Annotated in this window: 22 protein-coding genes and 5 pseudogenes; 7 read left to right on the top strand and 20 right to left on the bottom strand. The window is 68.3% G+C overall.

The window, feature by feature from the left end; translation table 11 throughout:
- Nucleotides 1-17: 17 nt before the first annotated feature.
- The 7 genes from ACFYO2_RS43955 to ACFYO2_RS43985 are packed head-to-tail and all read right to left on the bottom strand — an operon-like array spanning nucleotide 18 to nucleotide 7,042.
- Nucleotides 18-1,241, bottom strand: coding sequence for a CaiB/BaiF CoA transferase family protein (locus ACFYO2_RS43955; RefSeq protein WP_388361562.1), 1,224 nt, complete (start codon nucleotides 1,239-1,241; stop codon nucleotides 18-20).
- The gene (locus ACFYO2_RS43960; RefSeq protein WP_388361565.1) at nucleotides 1,238-2,092 is read right to left on the bottom strand and encodes an alpha/beta fold hydrolase; all 855 of its coding nucleotides are present in this window, start codon (nucleotides 2,090-2,092) and stop codon (nucleotides 1,238-1,240) included. Before ACFYO2_RS43960 ends, ACFYO2_RS43955 begins: the two co-directional genes overlap by 4 nt.
- Nucleotides 2,089-2,487, bottom strand: a complete 399-nt coding sequence (locus ACFYO2_RS43965; protein WP_388361568.1) for a hypothetical protein — start codon at nucleotides 2,485-2,487, stop codon at nucleotides 2,089-2,091. The genes ACFYO2_RS43960 and ACFYO2_RS43965 overlap by 4 nt, the downstream gene beginning before the upstream one ends.
- Before the next feature lie 27 nt (nucleotides 2,488-2,514).
- The gene (locus ACFYO2_RS43970; RefSeq protein ID WP_388361570.1) at nucleotides 2,515-3,666 is read right to left on the bottom strand and encodes an acyl-CoA dehydrogenase family protein; all 1,152 of its coding nucleotides are present in this window, start codon (nucleotides 3,664-3,666) and stop codon (nucleotides 2,515-2,517) included.
- Nucleotides 3,663-5,084, bottom strand: coding sequence for an aldehyde dehydrogenase family protein (locus ACFYO2_RS43975; protein WP_388361572.1), 1,422 nt, complete (start codon nucleotides 5,082-5,084; stop codon nucleotides 3,663-3,665). The genes ACFYO2_RS43970 and ACFYO2_RS43975 overlap by 4 nt, the downstream gene beginning before the upstream one ends.
- 3 nt (nucleotides 5,085-5,087) lie before the next feature.
- Entirely contained in the window at nucleotides 5,088-6,044 is a 957-nt protein-coding gene (locus ACFYO2_RS43980; RefSeq protein ID WP_388361575.1) for an HpcH/HpaI aldolase/citrate lyase family protein, read from the bottom strand.
- Between the two features lie 5 nt (nucleotides 6,045-6,049).
- Nucleotides 6,050-7,042, bottom strand: a complete 993-nt coding sequence (locus ACFYO2_RS43985) for a MaoC family dehydratase (protein WP_388361578.1) — start codon at nucleotides 7,040-7,042, stop codon at nucleotides 6,050-6,052.
- Nucleotides 7,043-7,270: 228 nt separating this feature from the next.
- Here ACFYO2_RS43985 and ACFYO2_RS43990 point away from each other — a divergent pair, with 228 nt between their 5' ends.
- On the top strand, nucleotides 7,271-8,083 hold the full coding sequence (locus ACFYO2_RS43990) for an IclR family transcriptional regulator (protein ID WP_388361581.1): 813 nt from the start codon (nucleotides 7,271-7,273) through the stop codon (nucleotides 8,081-8,083).
- A 528-nt stretch (nucleotides 8,084-8,611) separates the two neighbouring features.
- On the opposite strand, the gene ACFYO2_RS43995 is transcribed toward ACFYO2_RS43990, so the two are convergent.
- The 4 genes and pseudogenes from ACFYO2_RS43995 to ACFYO2_RS44010 all read right to left on the bottom strand — a co-directional run.
- Entirely contained in the window at nucleotides 8,612-9,982 is a 1,371-nt protein-coding gene (locus ACFYO2_RS43995) for an MmgE/PrpD family protein (protein ID WP_388361583.1), read from the bottom strand.
- A 218-nt stretch (nucleotides 9,983-10,200) separates the two neighbouring features.
- A complete protein-coding gene (locus ACFYO2_RS44000; protein ID WP_388361586.1) occupies nucleotides 10,201-11,742 on the bottom strand; it encodes a class I adenylate-forming enzyme family protein in 1,542 nt (513 codons plus the stop codon).
- A 37-nt stretch (nucleotides 11,743-11,779) separates the two neighbouring features.
- Entirely contained in the window at nucleotides 11,780-12,472 is a 693-nt protein-coding gene (locus ACFYO2_RS44005; protein ID WP_388361589.1) for an MFS transporter, read from the bottom strand.
- Between the two features lie 53 nt (nucleotides 12,473-12,525).
- A pseudogene (locus ACFYO2_RS44010) lies at nucleotides 12,526-13,254 on the bottom strand (MFS transporter); the annotation flags it as partial.
- A gap of 537 nt (nucleotides 13,255-13,791) precedes the next feature.
- Between ACFYO2_RS44010 and ACFYO2_RS44015 the strand changes: the two are divergent.
- Both ACFYO2_RS44015 and ACFYO2_RS44020 read left to right on the top strand, forming a co-directional pair.
- A complete protein-coding gene (locus ACFYO2_RS44015) occupies nucleotides 13,792-14,169 on the top strand; it encodes a hypothetical protein (protein ID WP_388361592.1) in 378 nt (125 codons plus the stop codon).
- On the top strand, nucleotides 14,112-14,393 hold the full coding sequence (locus ACFYO2_RS44020; RefSeq protein WP_388361645.1) for a transposase: 282 nt from the start codon (nucleotides 14,112-14,114) through the stop codon (nucleotides 14,391-14,393). The genes ACFYO2_RS44015 and ACFYO2_RS44020 overlap by 58 nt, the downstream gene beginning before the upstream one ends.
- Nucleotides 14,394-14,760: 367 nt before the next feature.
- Here the strand turns inward: ACFYO2_RS44020 and ACFYO2_RS44025 are convergent, their stop codons facing one another.
- The 6 genes and pseudogenes from ACFYO2_RS44025 to ACFYO2_RS44050 all read right to left on the bottom strand — a co-directional run bounded on the left by ACFYO2_RS44025 (nucleotide 14,761) and on the right by ACFYO2_RS44050 (nucleotide 21,876).
- Nucleotides 14,761-15,720 carry an SDR family NAD(P)-dependent oxidoreductase gene (locus ACFYO2_RS44025; protein ID WP_388361595.1) on the bottom strand — a complete coding sequence of 320 codons (960 nt, stop codon included), beginning with the start codon at nucleotides 15,718-15,720 and terminating at the stop codon, nucleotides 14,761-14,763.
- A 66-nt stretch (nucleotides 15,721-15,786) separates the two neighbouring features.
- A pseudogene (locus tag ACFYO2_RS44030) lies at nucleotides 15,787-16,002 on the bottom strand (HAD family hydrolase); the annotation flags it as partial.
- Between the two features lie 808 nt (nucleotides 16,003-16,810).
- Nucleotides 16,811-18,619, bottom strand: a complete 1,809-nt coding sequence (uidA, locus tag ACFYO2_RS44035; RefSeq protein WP_388361597.1) for a beta-glucuronidase — start codon at nucleotides 18,617-18,619, stop codon at nucleotides 16,811-16,813.
- A gap of 137 nt (nucleotides 18,620-18,756) precedes the next feature.
- Nucleotides 18,757-19,632, bottom strand: coding sequence for a carbohydrate ABC transporter permease (locus ACFYO2_RS44040; protein WP_388361600.1), 876 nt, complete (start codon nucleotides 19,630-19,632; stop codon nucleotides 18,757-18,759).
- A 1-nt stretch (nucleotide 19,633) separates the two neighbouring features.
- A complete protein-coding gene (locus ACFYO2_RS44045) occupies nucleotides 19,634-20,587 on the bottom strand; it encodes a carbohydrate ABC transporter permease (protein WP_388361603.1) in 954 nt (317 codons plus the stop codon).
- Nucleotides 20,584-21,876: a sugar ABC transporter substrate-binding protein gene (locus tag ACFYO2_RS44050; protein WP_388361605.1), complete on the bottom strand. Its 1,293-nt coding sequence runs from the start codon at nucleotides 21,874-21,876 to the stop codon at nucleotides 20,584-20,586. Before ACFYO2_RS44050 ends, ACFYO2_RS44045 begins: the two co-directional genes overlap by 4 nt.
- A 175-nt stretch (nucleotides 21,877-22,051) precedes the next feature.
- Between ACFYO2_RS44050 and ACFYO2_RS44055 the strand changes: the two genes are divergently transcribed.
- Entirely contained in the window at nucleotides 22,052-22,690 is a 639-nt protein-coding gene (locus ACFYO2_RS44055) for a TetR/AcrR family transcriptional regulator (protein WP_388361607.1), read from the top strand.
- A 30-nt stretch (nucleotides 22,691-22,720) separates the two neighbouring features.
- Complete coding sequence (locus tag ACFYO2_RS44060) at nucleotides 22,721-23,173, top strand: serine hydrolase (RefSeq protein WP_388361648.1); 453 nt, start codon at nucleotides 22,721-22,723, stop codon at nucleotides 23,171-23,173.
- A gap of 64 nt (nucleotides 23,174-23,237) precedes the next feature.
- Here ACFYO2_RS44060 and ACFYO2_RS44065 read toward each other — a convergent pair.
- A pseudogene (locus ACFYO2_RS44065) lies at nucleotides 23,238-24,074 on the bottom strand (IS256 family transposase); the annotation flags it as partial.
- Between ACFYO2_RS44065 and ACFYO2_RS44070 the strand changes: the two are divergent.
- Both ACFYO2_RS44070 and ACFYO2_RS44075 read left to right on the top strand, forming a co-directional pair.
- Nucleotides 24,071-24,720, top strand: a pseudogene (locus tag ACFYO2_RS44070) (SDR family NAD(P)-dependent oxidoreductase); the annotation flags it as partial. The pseudogenes ACFYO2_RS44065 and ACFYO2_RS44070 overlap by 4 nt on opposite strands.
- Before the next feature lies 1 nt (nucleotide 24,721).
- Nucleotides 24,722-24,970: pseudogene (locus ACFYO2_RS44075) on the top strand (CoA-transferase); the annotation flags it as partial.
- A 130-nt stretch (nucleotides 24,971-25,100) separates the two neighbouring features.
- On the opposite strand, the gene ACFYO2_RS44080 reads toward ACFYO2_RS44075, so the two are convergent.
- Both ACFYO2_RS44080 and ACFYO2_RS44085 read right to left on the bottom strand, forming a co-directional pair.
- On the bottom strand, nucleotides 25,101-26,213 hold the full coding sequence (locus tag ACFYO2_RS44080) for an acetamidase/formamidase family protein (protein WP_388361610.1): 1,113 nt from the start codon (nucleotides 26,211-26,213) through the stop codon (nucleotides 25,101-25,103).
- Between the two features lie 10 nt (nucleotides 26,214-26,223).
- Complete coding sequence (locus ACFYO2_RS44085; protein ID WP_388361613.1) at nucleotides 26,224-26,646, bottom strand: RidA family protein; 423 nt, start codon at nucleotides 26,644-26,646, stop codon at nucleotides 26,224-26,226.
- Between the last annotated feature and the right edge of the window lie 148 nt (nucleotides 26,647-26,794).

The following is a 26,794-nucleotide window of genomic DNA, read 5'->3' on the forward strand; positions in this document are numbered from 1 at the left end:
ACGGGCCGCGTTCGAGGTCAGGCGGACCTGTGGCTGAGATCGGGTTCGGTCGTCGGGTGGGGTGCACCGCGCTGGTGGTCGAGGCCGGCGCGCACCTGACTGCCGTGCTCGTCGAGCAGTGGCGCGCGGTGACGTGGAACCGCCGGGGTGCGCGAGAACTTCAAAGGCTGCCCGGCCACCGTGAACGTTGTCCCGGTGCCGGGATGCTCGAGCGAGACCGCCATGTCGCGTGCCGCCACATGGGGGTCGGCCATGATCTCGGCTGCGTCGCGTACCGCCCCGACGGGCACGTGGCCGCCCAGGCGGGCAAGGATGTCCGCCTTGGTCCGGTCCCGGGTCCAGGTTTCAAGAGCCTGGTACACCTCGCCGCGCCTGGAGACCCTCAGGTCGTTGGTGGCCAACCCGGGGTCGGCGGCCAGGTCGGGGCGACCGATGAGCTCGCACAGGCGGTGCCAACGGTTGTCATTGGGTGCCGCGATCGCGACCCAGCCGTCGGTCGCCGGCAGGATGTCGAAAGGACTGAGCAGTGGGTGCCGGTTCCCTTGCGGCCTGGGAACTTCGCCCGTGTAGGAGTGCTGGTACACGATGCGCTCGCACAGCGACAGGATCGCGTCGTACATGGCCACGTCCACGAACTGCCCCCGGCCGCTGGCTCGGGTCTCGTAGAGGGCAGAGCTCACGCCGAGCGCCAGCAGGGTGCCGGGAAAGATGTCGCCCACCCCCGGCCCGACCTTGATCGGCGTGCCGTCCTCGGTGCCGGTGACGCCCATGATTCCGGCCATCGCCTGGATCACTACGTCGAAGGCCGGCCATGCTTGGTAGGGGCTCTTCCCGGAGCGCGGGTCGCCGAAGCCGCGCAGAGCGGCGTACACCAGACGCGGGTTGACTGCCGCCAGCGACTCATAGGAAAGGCCGAGTCGCTCCATGACGCCGGGGGTGAAGTTCTCGACGAGTACCTCCGCCTCGGCGGCGAGGTGTCGCAGCATCTCGGAGCCCTCGGGGGTCTTGAGGTCCAGCACGATGCTGCGCTTGCCGCGGTTCACACTCTGGAAGTAGCCGCCGAACTCCCGGCCGTCGTCGCCTGGCGGATAGGGCCCGGCACGCCTGGCGAGGTCGCCCGAAGGCGGCTCCACCTTGAGGACGTCCGCCCCCAGGTCGGCCAGCAGCATGGTCGCGTACGGCCCGGCGAGGGCGTGGGTCAGGTCGATGACGCGGACTCCGGCCAGCGGTCCGCCCGTCATGAGGCGGTCACCTGCTCCAGCAGCGGGAGGAAGTAGGACTTGAACGCCTTGGGGTTCTCTGACATCGGGAAGTGCCCGACGCCCTCCATCAGCGTGAACGTGGCCCCGTCGACCTCCGCTGCGAGCTCCTCCCCCGCGGCCGGGAACGCCGACCAGTCGTACTCGCCGTTGAGCACGTGCAGCGCGGTCTGCGAGGTGTCGATCTTCTGCGCGGACTCGGTCAGGTCGTGCTCGACGACGTAGTAGTGCAGGTCGCCCTTGAACACGGGGGGCGCGCCCTGGCTGTAGACGTACGCGGTCTCCCGCTTGTAGCGCTCCGGGCTCTGCGGGGCGCACAGGGTGTACATCAGAGCGGGCTTGGAGTCGTTGTTGATCCGCGGGTGGTGGAGCCACGGCAGGATGCGCTCGACGCCGTGGCTGTGCAGCGCGGCCTCCAGCCCGATCGCCGCACGGTACAGGCCGGGGCGGTGCAGGGCGAGGTCCGGAGCGAGGTGCCCACCCATCGAACACCCCGCGTAGACCGGGGACTCCAGCTCGAGCGCCGCCACCAGGGCGTCGTGGAACGCGAGGAAGAAGTCCTGGTGGAGTCGGTACTCCTCGGTCCACCACTCCTGGGACTCCGGTGGCAGCGACCGCCCGTGGAACGGCAGGTCCGGGGCGATCAGCCGGTAGCGCGAGGTGAAGTCCGGGTCCTCGAGGACGTGCCGCCACTGCCTGCTGTCGCAGCCCGCGGTGTGCTGCAGGACGACGGGGATCCCGGTCCCCGCCTCCTCGAAGTACACCCGGTACTCGACGCCCTGGACGTCGAGGTAGAGGTAGCGGCCGGTCACGTCCGGGATGCGCGCGCTCATGCCGACGCCCCCGCGTTCGTCACCGCGCGGAGGATCTCGGCCAGGCGCCGGATCACCGGGTAGTAGGCCATGATCGTCTCCATGTCGCCCTCGACGCGGAAGCCGTGGTGCAGCATCGCCGGGTAGAAATCCTGGTAGAAGGCGGGCGGGACGGGCGAGAGCAGTGCCTCCCACTGCTCCTCGCTGCCGGCGAGCTGGATGTCGTAGGAGTCGAACGGGGTGACGACGGGGTCGGTCTCGATGAGGGCGCCGTCCCGGATCACGATGCGGAAGCTCTGCGTCTGCCCGATCAGCACCCGGATGGCGGTGGTCAGGTGGCGGGCGTGCAGCACGAACTCCGGATCGCGTCCGAGTTCGGCGTCGAGCGCCGCGAGGTTGAGGGGTAGGACGGACATCGGTGTCCTTCCTTTCGGTCAGCTTGGTCAGGCGTTCTTGAGCAGGTGTCGGGCGATGATCGTGCGCTGGATCTCCGAGGTGCCCTCGAAGATCTGGGTGAGCCGGGCGTCTCGCCAGTGACGCTCGACCGCGTACTCGGTGGTGTAGCCGTTGCCGCCCAGGACCTGCATCGCGGAACTGGCCACCTTCTCCGCGGCCTCGCTGGCGAACAGCTTCGCCATCGAGCAGTCCTGTCGGCTGTCGAGTCCTGCGTCGAACCGCGCCGCTGCCTGCAGGTAGAGGGCACGGGCGGCGGCCACCTGGGTCGCCATGTCGGCCAGCCGGAACTTGATGCCCTGGAAGGACGCGATTGGCTTGCCGAACTGGACCCGCTGCTGGGCATACGCGGTGGCGTCCTCCAACGCCCCCCGGGCCGCGCCGACGGCCCTGGCCGCGGTGTGCAGCCGACCCCAGTTGATCAGGGTGGCGAACATTTCGAATCCCGCGCCGGTCTCGCCGTTGGGCCCGACCAGGAGGTTGTCGGCGGGAACCTCCAGATCCTTGATCTGCAGCTCCCACGAGGTGATCCCGTGGTAGCCGATCTTGGGTATCGGAGTTCCGGTGATGCCGGGCGGGAACGACTTGCGCTCCTTCTCGACAAGGAACAGGTCGAGACCCTCGCGGCGGCCGCCCGCGGTGCGTGCCAGGACCACAATGGCGTCGGCGGCTTCGGCCCAGCCGCACCAGCGCTTCTCACCATTGAGGACGTAGGCGTTTCCTCGGCGTTCGGCGCGGCATTCGACGGCGGCCAGATCGGATCCGGCCTGGGGTTCGCTGAACGCGCCGGCGGATATCCATTGTCCGGCCGCCTGCCGGCGCAGGATGTCTGCTCGCCGCTGCGGGTCCGCGACCTGCGACCCGGTGCCGTTCGCGCGGGCGATGATGCTGGCCGCACTCATCCAGCCGCGGGCGAGCTCCTCGGTGACCAGGCAGTATTCGGTCATGCCGAGCCCGAGGCCGCCGTGTTCCCGGTCGATCATGATCCCGAAATAGCCCTGTTCGGCCATCGCGTCGACCAGCGACCGGGGAATGTCCTGCTGGAGCGGATCCAGCCTGTTCGCGACCGGCAGTACCTCGCCGGCGGTGAACTCGCGGGCCTGATCGCGCAGCGCCTCCTGGGCCGGGGTCAGCAGTGTCATAGTTCCACCGTCACGCACTTGACCTGGGTGTAGTGGTGCATTGCCTCCACGCCCTTTTCCCGGCCGTATCCGCTCTGCTTGTAGCCGCCGAACGGGGCCTCGATCCCGCCGGCCAGCCAGGTGTTGACGTAGACCTGCCCGGCCTCGAGCTGGTCGGCGACCCGCAGGGCGCGCGAGATGTCGCGTGTCCAGAGCCCGGAGGCCAGGCCGTAGTCGCTGTCGTTGGCGATCTCGACGGCCTCGTCCTCGGTGTCGAAGGGGATCACCACGACCACGGGTCCGAAGACCTCTTCCCGGGCGATGCGCATGGAGTTGTCGACCTGGGTGTAGATCGTGGGCGGGACGAAGTAGCCGGCTCCGCGCTCGTCGTCCGGCAGGGCGTCGCCGCCGGTGACCGCCGTAGCCCCGTCCTTGCGTGCGATGTCGAAGTACTCGAGGACCTTCTCGTACTGCGCGGCGGTGGTCACCGGGCCGAGCCGGTCACCGACGGTGAGGGCGCGGCTTGCCTCCACCAGCCGCTCGACGAACTCGTCGTGGATCGAGCGGTGCACCAGCAGTCGGGTGCCGGCGGAGCAGACCTGGCCGGTGTTGAGGGCGAACGCGTTCAGCGAGCCGGCCACCGCCCGGCCCAGGTCGGCGTCGGCGAACACGATGTTGGCCGACTTGCCGCCGAGCTCCAGGGTGAGTGGGATGATCCGGTCCGCGGCGATGCGGCCGATTTCGCGGCCGGCGCGCACGGATCCGGTGAACACGATCTTGCGCACCTGCGGGTGCTCGACGAGTGTCTTGCCCGCCCCCAGGCCGTCGCCGGTGACCACGTTGAGTACCCCGTCCGGCAAGCCCACCTCTGTGGCGAGCTCTGCCAGCCTCAGCGACGTTGCGGAGGTGATCTCGGAGGGTTTGAGGACGACCACGTTGCCCACGGCGAGAGCGGGGGCGACCGCGCGCGCCGCCTGGTTCAGGGGCGCGTTCCAGGGCGTGATCACCCCGACCACACCGAACGGCTCGCGGCGGGTGAAGCAGTGATGTCCTGGTCCCAGGTCGATCGTCTCTCCGTGCAGTGAGTTGACCAGGCCCCCGTAGAACTCGAAGTACCCGGCGGCGCCGGTGATCTCCATCCGTGCCTGCCAGGCCGGCTTGCCGGTCTCGGCGGCCTCGAGCCGGGCCAGTTCGTCTGTGTGCTCGACGATGGCGTGGGCCAGTTTCAGCAGCAGCCGGCCCCGCGCGATCGGCTTCTGGCGGCGCCACGCACCGGCGGCTGCGGAGGCCGCGACGACTGCCTCCGCGACGTCCTCGACCGTGCCCTGCGCGATGGTCGCGACCGGGGTCCCGTCGGCGGGGTTGGTGCTGGTGAGACGTCCCCCGGTCCGTGCGGGGGTGCTACGGCCGCCAATCCAGTGGCCAAAGGCCAGGGTCATGATTCACGCCTCCGGCTCGAAGCGCGTGGTCCGGTGCATGCCCAGGACACGGCCGCGTTCGGCGGTGACCAGGGCCAGCTTGCGGCTGGCCTCGTCGATCATCTCGTCCCCGAGCATCACCGCTCCCAGCCCGCCGCCGGTTTCGGAGGTGTAGTGGGCGTAGGCCTCGATGATGAGCTCGGCCTTGTCGTAGTCGGACTGAGTGGGTGCGAAAACCTCGTTGGCGGTGTCGAGCTGGCCCGGGTGGAGCACCCACTTGCCGTCGTAGCCGTACGCCGCGGCGCGCTCGGCCGAGGCTCGGTAGCCCTCGACGTCCCGGATCAGCGCGAACGGGCCGTCGATGGCCTGCAGGCCGTGCTTGCGCGCGGTCATGGCGATGGTCATCAGGACCGTGTCGAAGGGGTCGAAGCCGGAGGCGCCGGGGGCGCCGATGGTGAGCACGGGCATCTTCATGGCCGCCATGAAGTCGCCGGGTCCGAAGATGAGGGTCTCGGTGCGTGGCGTGGCGGTCGCGATCGCCTCGATCTCGCTGAGGCCGGCCGGGCCCTCGATCTGCGCCTCGATGCCGATCCGGCCCTCGGGCAGTCCCTGCTCGCGTTCCACCTGGGTGAGCAGGACGTCGAGCCAGTGGATGTGTGCCACCTTCTCGACCTTGGGCAGCATCAGGCAGTCCACGTTGGCTCCGGCGCCGCGGACGACTTCGAGGACGTCCTCGTGGGCCCACCGGGTGTCGGCGTCGTTGACGCGCACCACGCGGGTCTTCCCCGTCCAGTCGCCATGGTTGAGCGCCTCGATGATGGTGGCGCGGGCCGCGGGCTTGGCAAGGGGGGCCACCGAGTCCTCGAGGTCGAGGAAGATCTGGTCGGCCGGCAGGCCCTGGGCCTTCTTGATCATCTTCTCGCTGCTGCCGGGAACAGCCATGCAGGAGCGGCGGGGGCGCAGGGGGCGAACGTTCGTCAAGGTGCTCAGCTTTCTGTGCGTGTGTCGGTGGTCGAGGCAGTCGGCTGCAGCGCCCGTGCCGCCGCTCGGCGGCGGACCTGGACCTGGCGGGTGGCCTGGCAGACGATCTCCCCACGCTGGTTGACGCCCAGGTGCCGGAAGGTCACCACCGCTTCGCCGCCATCGGTCGGCTCGACGGCGAGGATCTCGGTCGCGGCCCCCACGGTGTCGCCGTGCCGGACGGGTACGGGGAACTGGATGTGGTCCAGGCCCAGCTCGCGCACGGCCTGCCCGGTCGTGTCCTGCGTGGCCAGTCCCACGGTCAGGGCCAGGGTGAGACCGCCGAAGTTGATCCGCTGACCGAACGGCGTGGCGCTCATCGCCTGCTCGCTGAAGTGGCCGGGCGCGCTGTTCATGACCAGCAGCGTCAGGCCGTTCAGGTCGAGGTCGGTCACCGTGCGGGTTCGGGCGTGGCGGAACCGGGCACCCACCTCGAAGTCCTCGGCGTAGCCGTCCGGGACGGCGAGGACGTTCTGTGTGGTGGTCCGCCGGCGTACCAGGTTCGTGCGGTTGAACTCGATCACGGGTCGACCCGCGGCGTCACGCCCGACGGTGTGCCAGGTGACGATGCCGGTGTCGGGGCGCGAATCGGAGGCGCGGGCCTCGACCACGGTGCTCGAGGCGTACAGGGTCTCCCCGGGGTAGACGTCGCGCAGGTACTTGATCTCGGTCGCGCCCAGGAACGGCCCGCCCGCTTCGCTGAGGTCCTCCACGCTCAGCCCGAATACCACCGCGAAGACCAGGAGCGGGTTGACCACCTCGTCCGGATGTCCCGCGGCCAGCGCGGAGTCCCGGTTGAAGTACACGGGGTTGAACGCCAGCGTCTGCGTGCTGAAGACCACGTTGTCACTCGCGTGAACGGTCCGGCCCCAGTGGTGGTCGAAGACCCGCCCCGCGACGTGGTCCTCGAACGCCGTACCCCGAGGAATCAATGGCCAGTTCGCCGGGCTGTCTGTCATCAAGATCTCGCCGTTCCATTGCTTGGCATACCGTGTCGCCTTTTGGCACGATCCTGAGAGGGTGATGTCCCTATGTCAAGAGGCGAGACCAGGATTCAGGTGACTGACGCCGATTTGATGGGTCGCGACGGTGAGTCTCGGCGGTGGCGTGCCACTGAATGGACCAGTGTGCGAGGATGACGACTGCAGGCAAATGCCGTCAGGCCACGAATCTGGAGGACCGAGATCATGACGAGCGCACGACAGCAGGAAGCGTCGACGCTCCAAAAGTTGCCGACCGAGGGTCAGCCGGGCACCCAGACGCTGATCCGCGGGCTCCGCGTCCTGGAAGCAATGGCCGGATCTGATCAGCCGGTCGGGGTGGGCGAGCTCTCCCGTCAGGTGGACCTGGCGAAGTCCACGGTGCAACGACTGCTGCGCACCCTGCAGCAGGAAGGATGGGCGGAGACCTCCAACGAGCCGATCACGCGCTGGCAGCTGAGCCCGCGACTCCTCGCGATAGCCCGGCGCAGCGCCCCCTCAAGAACTCTGCGCGAGATCGCCCTGCCGCATCTGACCGCCCTCGGTGAACGATCTGGAGAGACGATTCACTTCTCGGTGCCCGATGGTGACGCACGGCTGGTTCTCATCGAACGGGTCGACTCGGTCCACCCGGTCCGCACCTTCAACCCGATCGGCGCGAGCACGGCTTACCACACCAGCGCCAGCGGCAAAGCGTTCATGGCAGCGCTGCCGGACGAGGAGGTCGAGGCCATGCTTGCGCGGCCGCTGGACAAGGCCATGCCCAACACGGTCGTCGATCCCAGGCAGCTCCTGCACCAGGTCCTCGAGGCACGAGAGCGTGGCTACGGGGTGAACATCTCCGAGAACCGTGCGCACGTGTGCGCCATCGGCTCCGCGGTGACCGACCCGTCCGGGCGTCCGATCGCCACGGTGGCGATCAGCATGCCGGACATCCGGTTCGCCCCGGCCCGAATCCCCGAATGGGGGACCTGGGTACGCGAAACCGCGGGTGTCATCAGCCAGGCGCTCGCTGAATGACCCCCGGACACTCGACGGAGCGGTCCCTTGATGGAGCGGCCTCCGTCGACGTCGAGACACCGCTGGTGAGGATGCCGGCCTGGTCCGAGGCAACGAACACGACTGCTGAGGCGACGTCTTGCGCGGTACGGCGATGCGGCCCATCGGGATGTTCGAGGTGAGCTGCGCCCGGGCCGCCTCGGCCAGTTCCTCCACGCCAAGTGCATGTTCGGATCAGCCGGTCTGGGAGACGACTGGGTTGACTGCGTCGACGCGAAAGCCTGGACGGACGTTGGTCTAGACCGCCAGGTCCGACGGCAACCATTCCACAACCTGCTTCACCCGGATGAAGTCGATGTCGGACAGGACGACGTTGGCGTCGGCATCGGCGAAGGCTCAGGCCGTGGCGGTACCGAATCCTCCGGCGCTGCCGATGATGACCACCGTGCGGCCGCTGTAGGAAATGTTCATCGGGGTCTCTTTCCCTTGCTGTGCTGCAAGGGCTGGGTGGCGACGGGTCCCGGCCCCGATACCGTCGCGGCCTGGTCCTCAAGCCGGGCGGATCGAGGCGGTGATCTGGGACATGGTGGTTGCGACGGGGAGTCCTTCGATCGCGGTCAGGAGAGCCTTCGCGCGCTCCGCTCCCAGAGCGGGGGGAGCGAGGGCGGTGAACTTCTCTCGCACGATCATGCGCCGCTGCGCCCGGGTTGGGGCCTGCGCCGAGTCGCTGATTGCCCATCGGGTCGTGCCATCGGCCAGATGGAGCCGCATCTGCGTCTGCTGCGGGGGGAGGTCCGCGACGAACCGGACCCGCACACGCTCCGCCACAGAAAGCAGGAACGTGTCTCGCACCTGCTCCGGGGCGAAGTCCGAGACCTGGCAGCGGCCCTTCACCAGGGCGAGTGCTGCGGTGAAGGCCAGGCTGAACTTCGCCTCCAAAGGCGTGCGCGGTAAGGGAATCGCGCAGACGGTGCGCAGCAGTTCCGGTACGGTCAGCTCGATCGCGTCCACGCGCGTGGGGTCGACTCCTCGCCGGAGCTCCAGCAAGGCGTTGATGGTCGCGTGCGTTCCGAAACAGGCCGCGTGGCGCTTGAACAGCACATCGCGCAGATACCACTGCTCGGCGAACGGGACCATGGCCGGCGTGAGATCGATCGTGCTGGAATGGGTGGTCGCGAACCCGCGCGGCCCGAACACGGCGTCGGCCGGAGCGGTGGCCCCGGCCGCAGCCAGTCGAGCAGCGAGCAGGCCGGTTTCGGCAGCACGCCCGACCTGCAGGGGCTTCCCCATGGTGCCGAACACCGCGCGCAACCCTGCTGCCTGGGTCGCGGCCAAACCCCATGCGCGTTGGATGGCAGCGGGCCCGAGTCCGAGCTGGTGGGCTACCGCGGCCGCGGCTCCGAAGGTCCCGACCGTGGCGGTTGGATGGAACCCTGCCGCGTAGTGCCCCGGCGCCATGGCGGCACCGATCCGCGCCTGCGCCTCGAAGCCGGCTATGTATGCGGTCAGCAGCCTTCGACCGGTGGCGTCGCCCGAGGCTGACGGCGGGGCGCTCTCGGCCTGGGCCAGCGCGGCCGGCAGGAGGGGCGCGGACGGGTGCAAGCCGCCCGCCGGTAGCCAATCGTCGAAGTCAAGAGCGTGAATCGCTGTGGCGTTTGCCAAGGCGGCGGAACGTGCCCCAACTGACGCCCCATCGGCCAGTCGTGTGCAGGGGCCGGTGTCGGTGACCCGAGTCACCAGGCGGACCGTTTCGTCCTGCGAGGCCCCAAGCGCAACGGCCATCGCATCCAGGACGCAGTCGACCGCGATCTCCATGACATCCTCGGGAATGTCCTCCCACCGCAGCGCCGCGGACTCGGCCGCCAACCTGGCCTCGGCACCGTCCGCCTCGGGCATGGCCGCATCAAGCCGGCTGCTCATTCTGTGCGTCCCGCCCTCATGAAAGTCGGCTCCCTCGGTTGTTCGTGCCGTCGCTGTTCGGTGAAGACCATCTGCCGGTGGTTGAACCGTCCGCGTCTGGGAGGAAGCCCCGGACCTCGGCCAGGGTCGGGGTGAGCCACATTTCGCCCGGCGCCCCCTAGGCGATCGCGTGGCCAGAGCCGGCTGCGATCGCCACGCCAAGGAGGTGGCCGCCGGCTCTAGCGTGTCGAGGAGAGGGCTAGTGCGATGTCTCGCTTGAGGATCTTGCCGTTTGCGTTCCGGGCCAGGTCGTCGACGATTCTGATGTCCTTCGGCGTCTTCACTCCACCGAGTCGTTGCCTGAGTGCGGTTCGCATCGCCTCGGCGGTGAGCTCGGCTCCGGGGTGGAGGGCGACCGCGAGCACAACCCGCTCGCCCCATTCGTCGTCAGGCATCCCGAACACCGCGCACTCGCGGACACCGGGGATCTCCAGGACAGCGTTCTCGACCTCGGCCGGGTAGACGTTGAATCCTCCGGTGATGATCATGTCGGTGACCCGTCCCTGAATCGTCAGATACCCTGCGGGATCCAGGTAGCCCAGGTCTCCGGTCCGCCAGTGCTGCCCGGCGCGTCGTGCCCGGGTAGCGTCCGGGTCCCGGTAGTAGCCCGCCATGGTGAAGTCTCCCCTGACGGCGATCTCGCCGATCTGGCCGGCCGGCAGTTGAGTGCCGGCCTCGTCGACGATCATCAGGTCACAGACCTGAGTCGGCCGCCCCACGGATCGAAGTCGGTCCTCGGATACAGGGCGACCCCGCACGTCGACATGCTCTACCGGGCTCATCCTCGTCATGAACATGGGCGCCTCGGTCTGTCCGAATCCGGACTCCAGGACAGGGCCGAAAACCTCCAGCGCCTGCCTGATCCGAGAGGGCGCGGTTGGCCCGCCCCCGTAGACCAGGGCACGCAGCGAACTGGTATCTCGACTCCGTGCGTCAGGGTGATCCAGCAGCCGGTACAGCATGGTGGGGGTGACGGTGAAGGTCGTCACCCGGTGCCGCTCGATGGCCTCGAACACTGCCTGCTCATCGAAGCCAGGCAGTACCACCGTCGTCCCGCCACTGGCCAACACCCCGAGGCAGATCCGGCCGCCCACGTGGGTCAGCGGCGCCGCCGCGAGGTAGACATCCGCGTCGCGAGCGGAGATCTGGGCGTAGGCGCGGATCAGCGCCGAGAGCCGCTCGTGGGTGAACACGACCCCCTTCGGTGCTCCGGTGGTGCCGCCGGTCGTGAAGATCGCAGCGAGATCCCGGTCCCCCGGCTCAGGCGCGGTGATCGTGCCGGTGTGCACCCGCCGGCCCGAACCGAGGACGAAGGCCGCGCCGATGCACGGCACCCCGTCGATCAACTCGCCCAGGCTGCTGGTGAACGTCGGGGCGACGAGTAGGGCATGACCTCCGAGCCGGCCCAAGGTGTCGCGCATGATCGAGACTGAGTCGCGGTAGTTGACCGGCAGCCACACGGCACCGAGACGGAGGACGGCCACCATCGCCACCACGCAGTCGGGACTGTTGGGGCTCAAGATCGCGATCTTGTGGCCCGGGCCCAGTCCCGCCCCGCGTAGCCTGTCAGCCAGCTCGCCGGACCGCTCCCACACCTGCTCGTAGGAGAGGCGCTCCTCGTCCGTGACCACGCACCACCGGTCCGGATGCCGACGGACGCGCTCGGCGATCAGTGCGGCAACCCCTGTCGGCGAGGTTGTGCTGGGAAGGATGGTGACCATCCTTGGTCTCACTTTCCGTGATCTCGACGCAGTCGGTTCAGGAACCAGCCGGGGCGACCGCGGGGTCGACGCCCGAACGCCCGCGAGCTGCGCCCACGGAGCTGGCGATCTCCTCCAGGCTGCGTCCGCGGGTGCGCTCACCGAACAGGCCGATCGTGAACCCGGCCAGGAGGACGACGCCCGCCAGGTAGAGGAAGACACCGGTGAAACCGATCCAGGTCAGCAGCGCGGCAACGAGGAAGGTCGTTCCGAACACGGCGAGTCGCCCTGTGCCGTTGCTGAGACCGGCGCCCAGGGCCCGCAGGCTCGTCGGGAAGATCTCCGGCAGGTAGGCGTACATGCAGGGCGTAGAGGCCTGCAGCAGCAGCGTGATGCACAGCCCGCTCGCCAGCAGCACCGTGTCGCTGTCGGTGAGCCCGAAGACGAGCATCAGGCCGGCGACCACCGTGTACAGGATCAGGACCGCGGTCCGCCGCTCCATGCGGTCGATGAACAGAAGAGCGAACAGGGCGCCGGGCACGGTGGCCAGCGACATCACCGAGGAATAGGCAAGGCTCTGGGAGGTGCTGAAGCCGTGCTCGGTAAGCAGGGTCGGAACCCAGGAGTTGTAGCCGTAGAAGCCGGAAAGGGCCAGCGACATCGCCAGACAGAGCACGACGGTCCGCTTGAGGTAGCCACCCCGGACCAGGTCGAGCGGTCGCCCGGCGGCGACCACCGGCTGAACGACCACCGGCGGCAGCTCGGCGCGCGTGGCCTCCCGAGCCTCCTGCTCGGAGCCTCCTGCTCGATCCGCTGGACAATGTCCTCGGCCCGGTCCCCGTGGCCGTTTCCCTGCAGCCAGCGCACCGACTCCGGAAGCCAACGAGCGGTGAGCAGGATCAGGACCAAGCCAGAGCCGCCCAGGACGAAGATCCAGCGCCAGGCCGACGGGCCTGTCGACACGACCCAGCGTGCGAACCACGCCATCGTCGGCACGCCGAGCAGGCTGATAGCCACGATCCACGTCTGGGCACGCCCACGACGTGACAGCGGAAACATCTCCGACGCATAGGTCAACACCACAACCGTCATCGCCTGAAGACCAAAGCCGGTCAGGACACGGTATGCCGCGAGATCGGCAACGCCGACCGCAAACGCAGACAGCAGCGAGAACGCGGAGAAGAAGGCCACCGCGCCGAGGATCACCCGCTTGCGACCGAATCGATCAGCCAGACGCCCGCCCACGATGGAGCCGGCGAACATGCCCAGAAATGACGCCGAAGTGATGGTTGCGACGTCCTGCACGGACATCCCCCACTCGGCCCGGATGGCGGGCGCGGCGAACGCGAAAGTGTTCAGGTCCGCCATGTCGACCAGCAGCAGGGCTGCCAGCACAACCAGCCAGCGCTTGTGGGACCGCGTCATGACAGGAATGCGGTTCAGCCGGTCGCTGAGCAGCACCCGCCCATCCGCAGCGCGAAGAACTTCCATGACCCTCCAAGACATGTGCCACCTAATGAAACGCCGTGCCATCTAGTAAGGTGCCGCTCATCACATACCTACGATCAGTCGATGTCAAGGGGGGCGACTCTCCTGAGCACCAGACCCGAAGTCGCTGAATGACACAGCGTGGCATCGGGCACGTTCTCGCCCCGAGGGAGCGCGGCGCGGAGACCACACGCACCCTCGGCAGAACTTGTTTCGGGATCACACACCGGCCGGGCGGCGCGGGGCAGTAGCCACCGAGTGGCGAGCACGGCGAAGGGCGACGAGGGCTTTCGGGTCAGCGGAACCCGAACGCGATCCGGGTCAGGGATCCGTGCCGGCGTCGCGCACCAGAGCATCTACATCGACACCGCCAGTGGCGCGAGGACACCTGGACCGTCGGCAACCCAGCGCGGCTGTGCGCCTGACGGCGGCCATGCCAAGCTCCAGGTGGGCGGCCAGTCGAGTCCAGGCTGATGGTCAGAATTCCTGGTGGGGTGTTCCCGACCCCCTCTTATCCGAAGCGGACCCCTCCGTCCGGTTTGCTGATGTTTGCATGCAGCAGTAACCGGCCGGAGAGGTCCCGTGACGAAGCCGGAAATCCTTGAGGCGTACGACCTGACGAAGACCGTCTGGTCGGCAGCCGAGCTGACGGGGCAGGACCCCAAGACCGTCAAGCGTTACGTCCAGGCCCGTGACAGTGGCCGTAATCCCTACGCGCACGCGCCGCGGCCGAAGGCCATCGACGCGTTCCTGGAGAAGATCGAGGACTGGGCCGCCTACGCCACCACCCGCGGACGCGCCCTGGTGGACCGCGAGCTGTATCTGCCCAAGTCCTGGACGGACGAGGCCGCTGTCGCGCCGCCAAGATTCCCGATGAGAGGACCTTCGCCACCAAACCGGAACTGGCCAGGGCCATGGTGCTGCGTGCACTCGCCTCGCCGCTGCCGATCGCCTGGGTGACCGCGGATGCCGCCTACGGCCAGGAATGGCGCTTTCGCCGGATGCTGGAAGAATCCGCCGTCGGCTACGTGCTGGCCGTCCCGAAGTCCCAGCAGGTACGCGCTTTGGCCGTGTCGACCACCTCTTCACGCAGGCGCCCGACGACGCATGGGAGAAGCGCTCGTGCGGCGACGACGCCAAGGGCCCGCGTGTCTATCACTGGGCTGCCGTCCAGCTCCCGGTGATCGAGGACTTCGACGGCGAGCGGCCCACCCATCACCGCTGGGCGCTGGCCCGGCGCAGTATCAGCAGACCCGATGAGATCGCCTACTACCGCCGACACGCCCGACCTCGTGGCCCTCACACCAGCCGAGATCCGTCGTCTGCTGGCAGCTCAACCCCGCCGCCATCCTGCACGCCGCGACCACGCGGTGAACTGGTCCCGCTGGAGGCGTCGCCACCAGGCACGAGCACGACGCTGTCATTACGTGCGGCGTGGGCACACGTTGGTGGGACGGTCGGCGCAATACCGTCCCATCCAGGCCATACCCCCGCTACATTCCCCACCGCCAGGCCGTTGACCAGGAGAAATACAGAAGTCCGGCTGGAGTACTAGGCGGCGAACGCGTTGACGCCCGTGAGCTCCGCCGAAAACTCCCATAGGCGCGCGGCCTGTTCGGGATCGATCGCCCAGTCCTTCACGCCCGTCTCGCCGTCCGCCAGGGCGGGCTCGGCGACGTCGCAGTCCTCCAGGTACAGGCCGCCCAGGCCGTCCAGCTGGGGGGAGGTCGCCGCCCACACCTGGGTGGCCGCGCCCTGCTCGGGGGTCTTGAGGAGCTCGGGGTTCAGGGCGTTGCCGTTCTCGTCGATCCAGCCGGCCGCGACCATCTCCTCCTTGGGAAGGTGGCGCTGCAGCGGGGTCATGATGTCACCGGGGTGGGGTGAGAAGGCCCGTACGCCGGCGTCCCGGCCGAGCTTGTCCAGGTGCACGGCGAACAGCACGTTCGCCGTCTTGGACTGTCCGTACGCGTGCCACTTGTCGTAGCCGTGGCGCCACTGGACGTCGTCCCAGCGGATGCCGGACCAGTGGTGGCCGCGCGAGGAGGAGGAGACGACGCGGGCGCCACCGGGCTCGATCGCCGGCCACAGGCGGTTCACCAGGGCGAAGTGACCCAGGTGGTTCGTGGCGAACTGGGCCTCCCAGCCGGGTCCGACCCGCGTCTCGGGGAGGGCCATGACCCCGGCGTTGTCGATGACGAAGTCCAGGGTCCGGCCGGAGGCGAGGAACCGCTCGGCGAAGCCGCGCACGCTCTCCAGGTCGCTGAGGTCCAGTTCGTCCAGTTCGACGCCGTCGATCCCGGCGAGCGCCTCCCTGGCGGCGTCCGGGCGGCGGGCCGGGACGACCACGCGGGCGCCCGCCTTCGTCAGAGCGCGTGTCGTCTCCAGCCCGAGACCCGAGTAGCCGCCGGTGACGATGGCGAGCTTTCCGGTGAGGTCGATGCCCTGGAGGACGTCGTCGGCGGTGCTTTCGGCGCCGAAGCCCGAGCCGATCTTGTGCTGTGCAGTGCTCATGCCTGGTTCAACAGGGTGAAACCGATCGGTGTTCCCCGCGCATGCCGTCCTTTGTTGTGTTTCGCGTCACCCTTGCCGCACGGCAGCCAGGGTGCTGTCGCCCAGGGCTGCCAGCAACTGGGCGGGGTCGTCGTAGACCGTCTCCGCGCCCGCCTCCTCCAGATCGCCGCGCGGGATCTCCCCGCACAGGACGCCCAGGCAGCGCACCCCGACGCGGCTGCCCGCCCACATGTCCCACACCGTGTCGCCGACGAACCCGGCCCGCTCGGCGGGGACCCCGGCGCAGCCGCCCGGGGTCCGACCGGTCGGTCACGTCGGTCATGATGACCACCGTTATCGCCCGCTCCGGCCCGGTCACCACGACGCGACCGGCCAAAGAGAGCGCCGGCCCCGGCCACCATGACGCGCGCGACACACCGGCGCAGGGCGCAAACCGGGGGCGCTCGAAGCGCGCGGGTAATCGACTCCAACTACCCTGCAGAGCAAAGGGTGTCCTCCCTCCGGCACGAGGCCCGGGCAGGGCGAACTCGTCCGTTCGCGGCCGGTGACGCCCCGCCGACGGGACGCGACCGTCGGCCTCAGCAGCCCAGACCAGCAGGTATCGGCGGCCACAGGGAGAGCCAACCGCCGTACCAAGTCCGTGCCGCGGACAAGCGCCCATGCCCATTCACGACACCCTTCACCAGCACACGGGGGTTCAGTCCGGCTCGTCGCCACGACACCCGAGAAGGCGCCATTGAGAGCTCTCTCGACACGCTGCACGAACAACGTCACGCATCGCGGCCCGCACACGGCTCGCTGGAGGACGCGCCATTGGTGCTCAAGTTCAGCCACAGCAGGCCAGAAAGAAGACACCTCGTACATGTACTTCCGAGTGCATCAGGGTCCGAGATGTCTGCTACAGAGCAACACTGGACCACATTCGACATCCGGAATGCCCGGATTTGCCGCATGGGTAGCAGACAGAAACGACGATACCTGTAACCCGGATTCGACCCGGATTCGACCCCAAGGGTTTGTTCAGTAGGTAAACATTGCATCTGACCTGCGGAAATGTAGAGCGGCAGACGAGTCAGGCTGTACGCCGGGTTCAGTCTGTTGCGTCGAAGTCGGCCTTCCGCCACCGGGCGCGCAGACTGAACGCCGCGCCCTTCGGCCGACGTTCGCGGGTGAATACTCCCTTCTTGTTGCCGTCGACACGGAAGACACCGGGCGCCGTGGCGAAGTCTGCGAAGTTCCAGACCTGCTCGCCGACGACCGCGTCGACACGGTCGAACACCCGGTGGTACACGTCGAGCAGTTCGGTCTGGTACTCCTCGGTCCACGGACTGGGTACGACGCTGCGCAGTCCGGGGTAGGCGTCCGCTCCGTACTCGGTGATGACGATGGGCTTGTCGTGCGCGGCCCACTGCCGCAGTTCCGCCTCCAGCCCCGTTTCGGCCGCCACCAGGTCGTCGGGGCCGAAGTACCAGCCGTAGTAACGGTTGAGGAGCACGACGTCGAACAGGTCTGTGACCACGCACTCGTCCGGTTTCCCCATGAGCGCGTTGACGTAGGCGACGGGACGTGACGGATCCAGCCGACGTGCCTCAGCCGCCAGAGGCGCGAAGTAGTCGCGCGCCTCCGGTTGGACGTTGTCCGGCTCGTTGGCGATGGACCACAGCACGACACTCGGATGGTTCTTGTCGCGCGCCACGAGTTCCCTCACCGCCTGCAGGTGCGTGCGCAATGTGCTCTCACCCACGGTGTCGGGCGAGAACGTCGACACCTTCCGGCCGGAGCCGAAAACGCCTCCCGCGATGTTCAGGTTCAGGCCGACGGCCGCCGTCTCGTCGATGACCACCACGCCCTGTCGGTCCGCGTAGTCCAGCACCTCCTCGGCATAGGGGTAGTGCGAGGTGCGGATCGAGTTCGCGCCGGTCCACTCCAGCAGGGCGAAGTCATGCACCATCAGGATGTCGTCGTGAGCCCTGCCTCGCACGGCAGCGTCCTCGTGTTTGCCGAAGCCCTTGAAATAGAACGGGGTTCCGTTGATCAGGAATTCCTTGCCCCGTACCTCCACAGTGCGCACCCCCACGGACTGCCGGTAACTGTCGACCAGGTCGCCGGAGGTGCTCCACAGCGTGGCCTCGAGTTCGTAGAGGTAGCCGTCTCCGGGTGCCCAGGGGTGCACGTCCTCGATCCTGAGGGTCCCCACCGCCCCGGTGGCGGCTTGGACCTCGGCCCCGGAGGCATCGCGCAGCGAGACACGTACCACGTACTCTTCGGCTTGTGCCGTGCTCTCCACGCGGTAGGCGACGAGGCCGGTCGTGCCCTTCAGGCCGGTGGTGGTCACGGTGATGTCGGAGATGTGGACGGGGGGCGTGGTGTACAGCCACACGGGCCGGTGCAGGCCCGCGTAGTTGAAGAAGTCGTGGAAGTAGTGCTGCACGCGGCGGCCGTCCGCTCGTTCCTCCACTCGGCCGGGTGGTATCGACTCCCAGGTCAGTTCGTTGTTGACCACGACGGTGACACGGTTCTCGGCACCCGGCAGCAAGTGCGCCGTGACGTCGGCCTCGAAGGGGGTGTAACCGCCTTCGTGCCGGGCGACCTCGACCTCGTTGACCCAGGCGGTGGCGCGATGTGTCGCGGCGTCGAAGCGGAGTACCGTGCGTTCCCCCGCCCACCGGGCAGGAACCCATACCTGCGTCTGGTACCAGACGTCCCCGACATGGTCACGGACGGTCGTGTCCGGGAAGATGTCGTTGTAACTGGCCGGCACCGGGATGTCCACGGCGCCCGCGAGCTGCGAGCGCCACCAGCCCTCGGCACGGCCGACCCCCTCCGCGTCCAGGCGGAAGCTCCACAGGCCGCCGAGAGAGCGGCGTTCACGAGTGGGGCCGTCCTGGGGACGAAGCATGGTTGGTTCTCCTGTTCTGTGTGCGTCTGTCGACGCGGCGGTCGAAATGACAAGGACGAAGGGCACCCGGGGGCCGTCAGCACCGTGGGGGCCGGTCGGTACGGGCAGCGGTTCCGCCGGGCGGGCGGCGGTCCGGTCTACTTGATGCCGGTGTTGGCGATGCCCTGGATGAAGTGTCGTTGCAGGGCGAGGAAGAGCAGGATGATCGGTGTGACGACCGTGACCGCCCCGGCCAGCAGCAGGCCGTAGTTGGTGCCGTTGGCTCCCGTGGAGAAGAGGGCGAGGGCGACGGGCAGCGTGTAGTGGTCCTCGGTCTGCGCGATGACGAGCGGCCACAGGAAGTTGTTCCACTGCGCGAGGAAGGTGAGGATCGCCAGTGTCGCCAGCGCCGGCCGTGTCAACGGCAGGATCACCCTGAGGAAGATCCGGGATTCGCCCGCACCGTCGAGGCGCGCCGCCTCGACGAGGGCGTCCGGGATGTCCCGGATGAACTGCCGCATGATGAACACGCCGAACGGTGTCACGAGGAAGGGCAGGATGAGCCCGAGGTAGGAGTTGCCCAGGCCCATGTTGCTGACGAGCACGAACAGCGGGACGAAGGTCGTGACGCCGGGGATGATCAGCATGGTGAGGACGAGGCCGAACAGCAGACGCTTCCCCGCGAACTCGATCTTCGCGAAGGCGTATCCGGTCATCGAGCAGAACAGCAGGTTTCCCAGCACACAAGCCACCGCGACAAGTGTGCTGTTCATGAAGTACAGCCCGAAGTTCTGCTTCGACAGCAGTCGTTCGAAATTGGCGAAGGTCGGGGACCGGGGAAGCCAGGAACTCGGATGGGCGACGATCTCACCCGTCGGTTTCACCGAACCGAGGAACATCCAGGCGAAAGGCGCCAGCGTCGCGAGGAGTCCCAGCACGAGGGCGCCGTAGAGAACGAGACGAGCCGTAGGGACTCGCCGGAACGGACGCCGGTCCCGGAAGACCGGTCGTGTCGTTGTGGTGGTGGCGGTCATGTCAGGCCCTCGCTCGGAAGATGCGGAACTGAAGAAGGCTCAGTAGGGCGATCGCGGTGACCAGCACATAGGACGCGGCCGACGCCAGTCCGTAGTTTCCGAAGCCGAATTGCTGGTAGGCGTAGTAGCTGATCGACGTCGTGCTGTCCAAGGGGCCACCGCTCGTCATGACGAACGGTTCCTCGAAGAACTGGAGGTAGCTGATGCTGAGCAGGACGGCGACCACCAGCGTGGTGGGCCGGAGCAGCGGCAAGGTCACGCTGCGGAAGGCCCGCCAGCGGGACGCACCGTCCACAACGGCCGCCTCGTGCAGTTCGGGCGGTATCGCCTGCAGTCCCGCCAGGAAGATCACCATGGGGATGCCGAAGTGCCGCCAGACCGCCATCAGTATGAGGGCGGGCATGGACCAGTTCGGATCGTTCAGCCAGTCCGGCCCGGAGATTCCCACGGCGGACAGGACCGAGTTGATCATCCCGTCGGACTTGTAGAGGTACCTCCACACGACCGCCACCGCCACGATGCTCGTCACGACCGGGGCGAAGTAGGCGACCCGGAAGAAGCCCTTCGCACGCTGGATCCCGGAGTTGAGTGCGACAGCGACGGCGAGGGAGAGCACCATCGTCAGTGGTATGCCTACGGCGACGAAGTAGAGCGTGTTCAAAGCGGCGCGGACGAAGGTGGGATCGTCGAAGAGCGCGGTGTAGTTCTCCAGGCCGACGAAGCTGACGTTGAAGGGCGTCTGTACGTCCCTGCTGGTGATGTCGGTGACGCTCATCGACAGCGACGAGAAGACCGGCCAGATGCCGAAGGTGGCGAACAGCAGGACGAAGGGTGAGCAGAAGGCCCAGGCGATCAGTGTGCGCCGCAGGTTTCCGGAACGGCCCCTCGACTGCTGAGCCGGCTGCCCGGTGGACGACCTCTCGCGTACGGGTTCCAGGGAGGTGGCCGTGGTCATCGGGACTGCCCCGTTCCGATCGCGGACGCTTTCGCCTGGATCCGTTCCAGGGCCGCCTTCGGTGACGAGACCCCCTTCGCCACCTTCTCGATCTCGGCATCGAGGACCGCCGAGACCGGCTTCCACGTGGTGACGTTCGGGCCGGGCAGCGCGGTCTGAAGCTGGGACCGGAAGACGGCCAGCGTCGGGTCCGACTTGAGCTTCCCCTCACTCCAGGCCGCCTGCACGGCGGGAAGGTCTCCAGACAGTTCGTACCAGTCCTGCTGGACGTCGGGCCGGGAGATCCACCGGATGAACTTCCAGGCACCGTCGCGGTTCTTCGCGTCCTTGAACACCGTCCAGTGCCCTCCCCCGATGTAGCTGGCGTTGGACTTCGGACCCTTCGGGAGCGGGGCGGCCCCCACCTTGTCCTTGACGAAGTCCGCTCCGCCCGCCCCCTTCAGGAGTGCCGTTTCCCAGGGGCCCGAGATGAGTGCGGCGGTGGAACCGGCGACGAACTGCGGCTCGATCTCCCCCAGACTCATCGGCCCGTTGCGGGTCGCGGTCTTCGACGTGAAGAACGACTGGTAGAACTCCAGCCCCTTGAGTGCCTCGGGTGTGTCGAAGGTGAACTCGGTGCTGCTCTCGTTCATGAGACGCGCACCGGCCTCCCACATGAAGGGCAGCACGCCCTGCCAGCTCGCCGCCATGCCGGTGGGCAGCGACAGGCCCCACTTCGCGCCCTCCTTCTGGAGGGCCTTGAAGAACGGTCCGTACTCCTTCCAGGTCTTCGGCGCGGAGACCCCGGCAGCCTGTGCCAGGTCCTTTCGGTAGAACAGGACGCGTGTGTCCACATACCAGGGGACGCCGTACGTGCCTGAGTCGAAGGTGGTGCTCTGAGCGGCGCCACGGTAGAAGGACGAGGTGTCGACGAGGCCGGCCGGCACCTGCTCGAGTCCGCCCGTCGAGGCGAAGTTCGTCAGGTCGGCGGATCCGACGAGCGTGGCGTCCGGCGTGTCCTGCGAGGCGATCGCCGTTTCGACCTTCTTGGCGTAGTCCTGCCACGGGATGGCAGTGACCTTCACCTTCGCGTCCGGGTTGGCCTTCCGGAAGCGCGCGGCCAACTCGGGCAGGCGCTCTCCCTCGGTACCCATGGCCCATACGTTGATCTCGCCCTTGGCGGGCGAGTCGCTGATGGGAGCGCCCTTGGCGTCCCCGCTGCCTTGCGTGTCGGACCGGCCGCAACCGGCCAGAACCAGTGTGGCGGCCAGACCGCCGATGAGTGCTTTCGACAAATGTGAGGTGGACATCCTTGTCCGTCTCCTCTCCACCCGGTGGATGCGTGAGCGGCTCTACCGCACGTCGTGGTGTGGGACAGCGAGACCGTACAACGAAAACCGAACAGGTGCCATACTTTCAGTCAGGGTGATGTTGGCGGATTATCGGCCGGACACTGCCCCGCACCGCCCGCTTAGGCTTGGGGGCATGACCGAGAAGACGGCGGCCCGTCCGGCCACTCGCCGAGGCCCATACGCCAAGACCGCACAGCGCAGGGCCGAGATCGTCGCCTCAGCGACCGCCGTGTTCGCGGCTCGCGGTTACCGTGGAGGGTCCCTGAGGGAGATCGCCAAGCAACTCGGCCTCAGCCTGACCAGCGTCGTGCACCACTTTCCCAGCAAGAGCGCGCTCCTCGTGGCCGTCCTCGAGACCGCCGATTCCGCGAGCATCGACTCCTTCGAGTCGGACAGCCGGGGAAAGGGTGTGGCCTACGCGGTCCTGCGGTACGTTCGCCGCAACCTGGAAAGACAGGAGATGCTGCGGCTGCTCGCCTTGATGGCCGCGGAAGCCTCGGCTCCCGACCACCCGGCGCACGAGTGGTTCCGTGACAGGTACGAGCGGGTCGTCACCGCTTTCACGATCGCGGTACGCAGGGACCAGGACCTGGGTCGTATCTCGAACCGGAGGAACCCCGAGCTGATCGCGGCGGCCCTTGTCGCGATGTGGGACGGCCTCCAGCTCCAGTGGCTCATCGACCCGCGGCGTGATCTCTTCGCCGGGATATCGGCCGGCTTGGAGGATCTGCTGGGCGATCCTGCCGTCGGTGACCGGCGCCCTATCGGATAGGAGGGCCGGTTCTCCCGGCCACCCCCGGCGATTCCCGGACCGCACCCGCGCGGGTACGTGCGACCGGGCGATGACGCGCCGCTCATGGACATCACCAGAATCAACCCCTCGGTCGGAGGCGCGGCTGGCGGGATGATCTCCAGCGGTACCGACGTCAACCGGTTCCTGGGCGCGCTCGTACGCGGCAAGCTGCTGCACTCGGCCCAGCTCAAGGAGATGATGACGACCCGCCCGACCGGCAGCTCGGACGGCCGGGCGTACGGCCTCGGCCTGGAGAGCAAGCCGCTGCCCTGCGGCGGCCTTAATTGGGGACACACCGGTGACTTCCTCGGATACGAGACGGCCGCCGGCACCACGATCGACGGCAGGCAGGCCACGGTCATGGTGAACCTCGGCCCGGGGAGCTCGGACGCCCAGAGCGGCGACATCCAGGCTGCCGTCGAGACGGCGCTTTGCGAGGCCCATCCCTCGGTCTCTGGGTAGCGCGCGCCGACCGGTGGCGGCAGTGCAAGAGCTCGGCCCTCGGCCGGTGCCGACCTCAGTGAGGTCAGGCTGCAGTGACTTCGGGGCGTTCGACGAGGTGACCGTTATCGAAGCGGGCGCCGTTGCGGACGAGGGCGACGAGGTGGGGTGCGGTGATCGCGCGCCAGCGGGCCTGGGCGGACTCGACGAGCTTGAACACCATCGCCAGGACCGCGGCCGGGCTGCCGGCCCCGCGGGTGACCTTGGTCCTCAACTTCACGGTGCTGAAAGTGCTCTCGATGGGATTTGTCGTGCGCAGGTGCACCCAGTGCTCGGCGGGGAAATCGTAGAACGCGAGGAGCTCGTCGGCCTCGTCGGTGACCTTCTTGCTCGCTTTCGGCCGCTTGACACCGTAGGCGCGCTCGAAGTCCTTGATCGCCTTCTCGGCGTGGTCGCGGTCCTCGGCGTTGTAGATCTCCTGCAGGGCCTTCTTCGCGCCGGGCTGAGCCGACTTCGGTAGCGCGTTCATGACATTGCGGATCTTGTGAACCCAGCACCTCTGGTGCCTGGCCTGCGGAAATACCTCTGCGAGGGCTCTCCACAGGCCCATCGCGCCGTCGCCGACGACGAGTTCGGGATCGCGCATGCAGCGTCGGCGGCAGTCACGCAACAGATCCGCCCACGACTCGGTCGATTCACGCAGCCCCTCGGCCAGTGCGATGAGTTCCTTGCGGCCTTCGGGGCGCACGCCCATGAGGACCAGGACGCAGGAGTGGGCCTGGCCGAGGCGGACCTTGGGGTGGACGCCGTCGGCCCACATGTAGACGTAGTCGGAATCCGACAGGTCGCGGGCCTGGAAGGCGGTGTGGTCGTCGGTCCACTGCTCCGTCAGCCGGGTCACCGTCGCGGGCGAGAGCCCGGCCCGAGGCACCCGGCTGCCGCCGCCTCGACGTCGGCAGCGAGGAGGACTGGGCCGAACTCGCCGCCGAGCTGCGGGAGTCGTACGGGCAGGTGCACGGCCTGGTCAACAACGCCGGCATCACCTGGCGTGCCCGCCTCGACGACGTGTCGCCCGAGGACATGGCCCGCGTCCACGCCGTCAACGTCATCGGGCCGCTGCTCGGCATCCAGCACCTGGCGCCCCTGATGGGCCCGGGGGCGTCGATCGTGAACGTCGGTTCGTCGGCGGCGCTGACCGCCCACTACCCGGTGGCGTACCCGACCAGCAAGTGGGCGTTGCCCGGTCTGTCGCAGACGGCCGCCATGGAGCTGGGGGCCCGCGGCATCCGCGTGAACATCATCCACCCCGGCTTCATCGAGACGGACATGACCGCCTCCGCCGCGCCCGCGTTCCGCGAGGCGAACGTCCTCGGGACACCGCTGTGCCGCACCGGGAGTGTGGAGGAGGTCGCCCCGCTCGTGGTGTTCCTCCTGTCCGACGACGCCTCCTTCATCACCGGCGCCGAGATCCCGATGGACGGCGGACTGACCGCGCACGGCTCGCCAAGCCGATCTCGGACGCCGTACGCCGGCAGCCGATCCCGGACGCCGGCGCCGTACACCAGTGAGCAGCTGGTGCCGCAGGGCACGCTCGCCGAGCGGCTGCGTGCCGGTGGCGCGGGCATCCCCGACTTCTACACGCCGGCGGGGGTGGGCACCCAGGTCGCCCGCGGCGGACTGCCCTGGCGTTACGCGGCCGACGACACGGTGGCCATGGCCTCCCCGGTCAAGGAGACGCGTGACTTCGCCGGACGGACGTGCGTCCTGGAGCACGGCATCACCACCGACTTCGCCCCGGTACGCGCCTGGCGCGGCGACCCACTTCCCTCACCGCCACCCTCATGACGACCGCGCCCGCCGGTTTCGAGACCGAACGGGACATGACGATCCGCCTTGACGAGCGCAACCGGCCGGACGGACAGGGTTGTCGGCACCCACAGGCTGCGCGTCAGACCCACGCGGCGAAGTCGGCCTTGCGGATGAGGCAGTGCACGCCCTTGACGTCGTCCACCACCTGGGTCACCACGAAGTCGGCCGCCGCACTCAGGTACGCGTATCCGACATCGCCGGGGACGTCGTACATGTCCGCGAGCACGCGCAGCGCCTCCCGGACGGCCGCACGGAACGCCTCGTCGAGGTCCCGGTCCAGGCCGACCGCGGTCCAGTACTCCTGCGTCTCCGCGAAGGGCCGGCTCAACTGTCCCAGCAACCTACGGCTCTCCTGCTCGGGCAGCAGCGTCACCCGCACAGTGGCGCGCAACGATGCCTCCAGCGCGGTCAGTGCCACCTCACCGTGTCCCTGGGCGAAATGCGGGTCCCCGACGAACAGTCCGGCCCCCTCCACCTGGACGGGCAGGTAGAGACGGGCGCCGACGACGAGGTCTTTGATGTCCATGTTTCCGCCGAACGGGCCGGGGGGCACCGAGTTGAGCCGGGCTCCACCGCCGGGCATGACACCAGTGATGCCGAGGAAGGGGCCGAGCGGGAAGCGCAGTTCCCTACCGCCCGAGCCCTCCAGCCGGCCTACCCCGTCAGCGGCTCGGCAGAACAGACAGACGGCGCCCGCCTTCTCGGGGTCGGACGCGTCGGAGACGAACCCGGGATACGGAAGGGGGGGAAGCTCCCCGGGCAGGGATCCGTAGCCGTGCCGACTGGAGATCACCCCGTACGGCACCCGTGGGGCGAGCTCAAGGAAGTCGAGCCGCAGCACGTCACCCGGGCGGGAACCGGAGACCGTGATCGGACCAGTGATGACGTGCGGTCCATCGACCGCCGCGTCGCGCACCGGATGCCCGGCGGCGATGTCGGCTGCGTCCCGCAGCACGGCGTCCGGCGCTACACCGAACCCCCCGAAGAACGCGCGCGGGTCCCGGCCCTGGTCCTCCAGGAGGCCTTCGTGGGAGAGGGTGTCGATGGTGATCGTCTCGCCGGAGCGCATCTGTGCCGCGGAGGCGTCCCCCTCCGTGGGCAGCCAGCCCCAGCTGACCGTATCGAGGGTCGAAGGCAGGTAGTGGTCGCCCGCTATGGGGCCCTGGTGCGGTTGGAGAACGGTGAAGGTCATGAGTGGTTCCTCACGGGAGCTCCGGCATTCCGGCGATCAGGTCGATTTCCACTGCGGCGCCGACAGCAAGACCGGTGACGCCCACGCAGGTGCGGCTGGGCAGGGGGCCGCGGAACCAGGTCTCGTAAGCGGAGTTGAACCTGTCGAAGTCGTCGAACGACGTGAGGTAGACCCTCACCATCAGCACGTCATCGAGAGTGAGGCCGAACTGCGCGAGCACCGCCTCCAGATTCCGCCGCACCTGCTCGGCCTGCGCCACCACGTCGCCGTCCACGAGCCGGCCGGTCGCGGGGTCGGTGGGCATTTGGCCGGTAACGAAGACGAGCCGGTCGAAACACGTGGCGTGCGCGAAGGGGCCGACCTGCGGCGGAACGCCGCTTGTCGGAGAGAAGACGAAGGTCTGCTTTCGGACCGGGGAACCATGCGCGGTCATACGGCCACTTCCCCCAGGACGCCGACGGCGATTACCCGCAGGACGTGCACGGTCTCCGGCAGCCGTGGGCGCAGCGGCAGCTCCTGGACGGGACTTTCATCCGTCACCGGCCCGCCTTTCATGGAGATGACCCAGCCGGCGTCGGGAG

It is taken from the genome of Streptomyces sp. NPDC006602 (genome assembly GCF_042870385.1).
In the GTDB taxonomy this organism is placed as follows: Bacteria; Actinomycetota; Actinomycetes; order Streptomycetales; family Streptomycetaceae; genus Streptomyces.

Excerpts from the sequence above, each read along its gene's own strand:
- ACFYO2_RS43955 (WP_388361562.1), bottom strand. The coding sequence starts at position 1,241 with ATGACGGGCGGACCGCTGGCCGGAGTCCGCGTCATCGACCTGACCCAC.
- ACFYO2_RS43960 (WP_388361565.1), bottom strand. The coding sequence starts at position 2,092 with ATGAGCGCGCGCATCCCGGACGTGACCGGCCGCTACCTCTACCTCGAC.
- ACFYO2_RS43965 (WP_388361568.1), bottom strand. The coding sequence starts at position 2,487 with ATGTCCGTCCTACCCCTCAACCTCGCGGCGCTCGACGCCGAACTCGGA.
- ACFYO2_RS43970 (WP_388361570.1), bottom strand. The coding sequence starts at position 3,666 with ATGACACTGCTGACCCCGGCCCAGGAGGCGCTGCGCGATCAGGCCCGC.
- ACFYO2_RS43975 (WP_388361572.1), bottom strand. The coding sequence starts at position 5,084 with ATGACCCTGGCCTTTGGCCACTGGATTGGCGGCCGTAGCACCCCCGCA.
- ACFYO2_RS43985 (WP_388361578.1), bottom strand. The coding sequence starts at position 7,042 with ATGACAGACAGCCCGGCGAACTGGCCATTGATTCCTCGGGGTACGGCG.
- ACFYO2_RS43990 (WP_388361581.1), top strand. The coding sequence starts at position 7,271 with ATGACGAGCGCACGACAGCAGGAAGCGTCGACGCTCCAAAAGTTGCCG.
- ACFYO2_RS43995 (WP_388361583.1), bottom strand. The coding sequence starts at position 9,982 with ATGAGCAGCCGGCTTGATGCGGCCATGCCCGAGGCGGACGGTGCCGAG.
- ACFYO2_RS44000 (WP_388361586.1), bottom strand. The coding sequence starts at position 11,742 with ATGGTCACCATCCTTCCCAGCACAACCTCGCCGACAGGGGTTGCCGCA.
- ACFYO2_RS44025 (WP_388361595.1), bottom strand. The coding sequence starts at position 15,720 with ATGAGCACTGCACAGCACAAGATCGGCTCGGGCTTCGGCGCCGAAAGC.
- uidA (WP_388361597.1), bottom strand. The coding sequence starts at position 18,619 with ATGCTTCGTCCCCAGGACGGCCCCACTCGTGAACGCCGCTCTCTCGGC.
- ACFYO2_RS44040 (WP_388361600.1), bottom strand. The coding sequence starts at position 19,632 with ATGACCGCCACCACCACAACGACACGACCGGTCTTCCGGGACCGGCGT.
- ACFYO2_RS44045 (WP_388361603.1), bottom strand. The coding sequence starts at position 20,587 with ATGACCACGGCCACCTCCCTGGAACCCGTACGCGAGAGGTCGTCCACC.
- ACFYO2_RS44050 (WP_388361605.1), bottom strand. The coding sequence starts at position 21,876 with ATGTCCACCTCACATTTGTCGAAAGCACTCATCGGCGGTCTGGCCGCC.
- ACFYO2_RS44055 (WP_388361607.1), top strand. The coding sequence starts at position 22,052 with ATGACCGAGAAGACGGCGGCCCGTCCGGCCACTCGCCGAGGCCCATAC.
- ACFYO2_RS44080 (WP_388361610.1), bottom strand. The coding sequence starts at position 26,213 with ATGACCTTCACCGTTCTCCAACCGCACCAGGGCCCCATAGCGGGCGAC.
- ACFYO2_RS44085 (WP_388361613.1), bottom strand. The coding sequence starts at position 26,646 with ATGACCGCGCATGGTTCCCCGGTCCGAAAGCAGACCTTCGTCTTCTCT.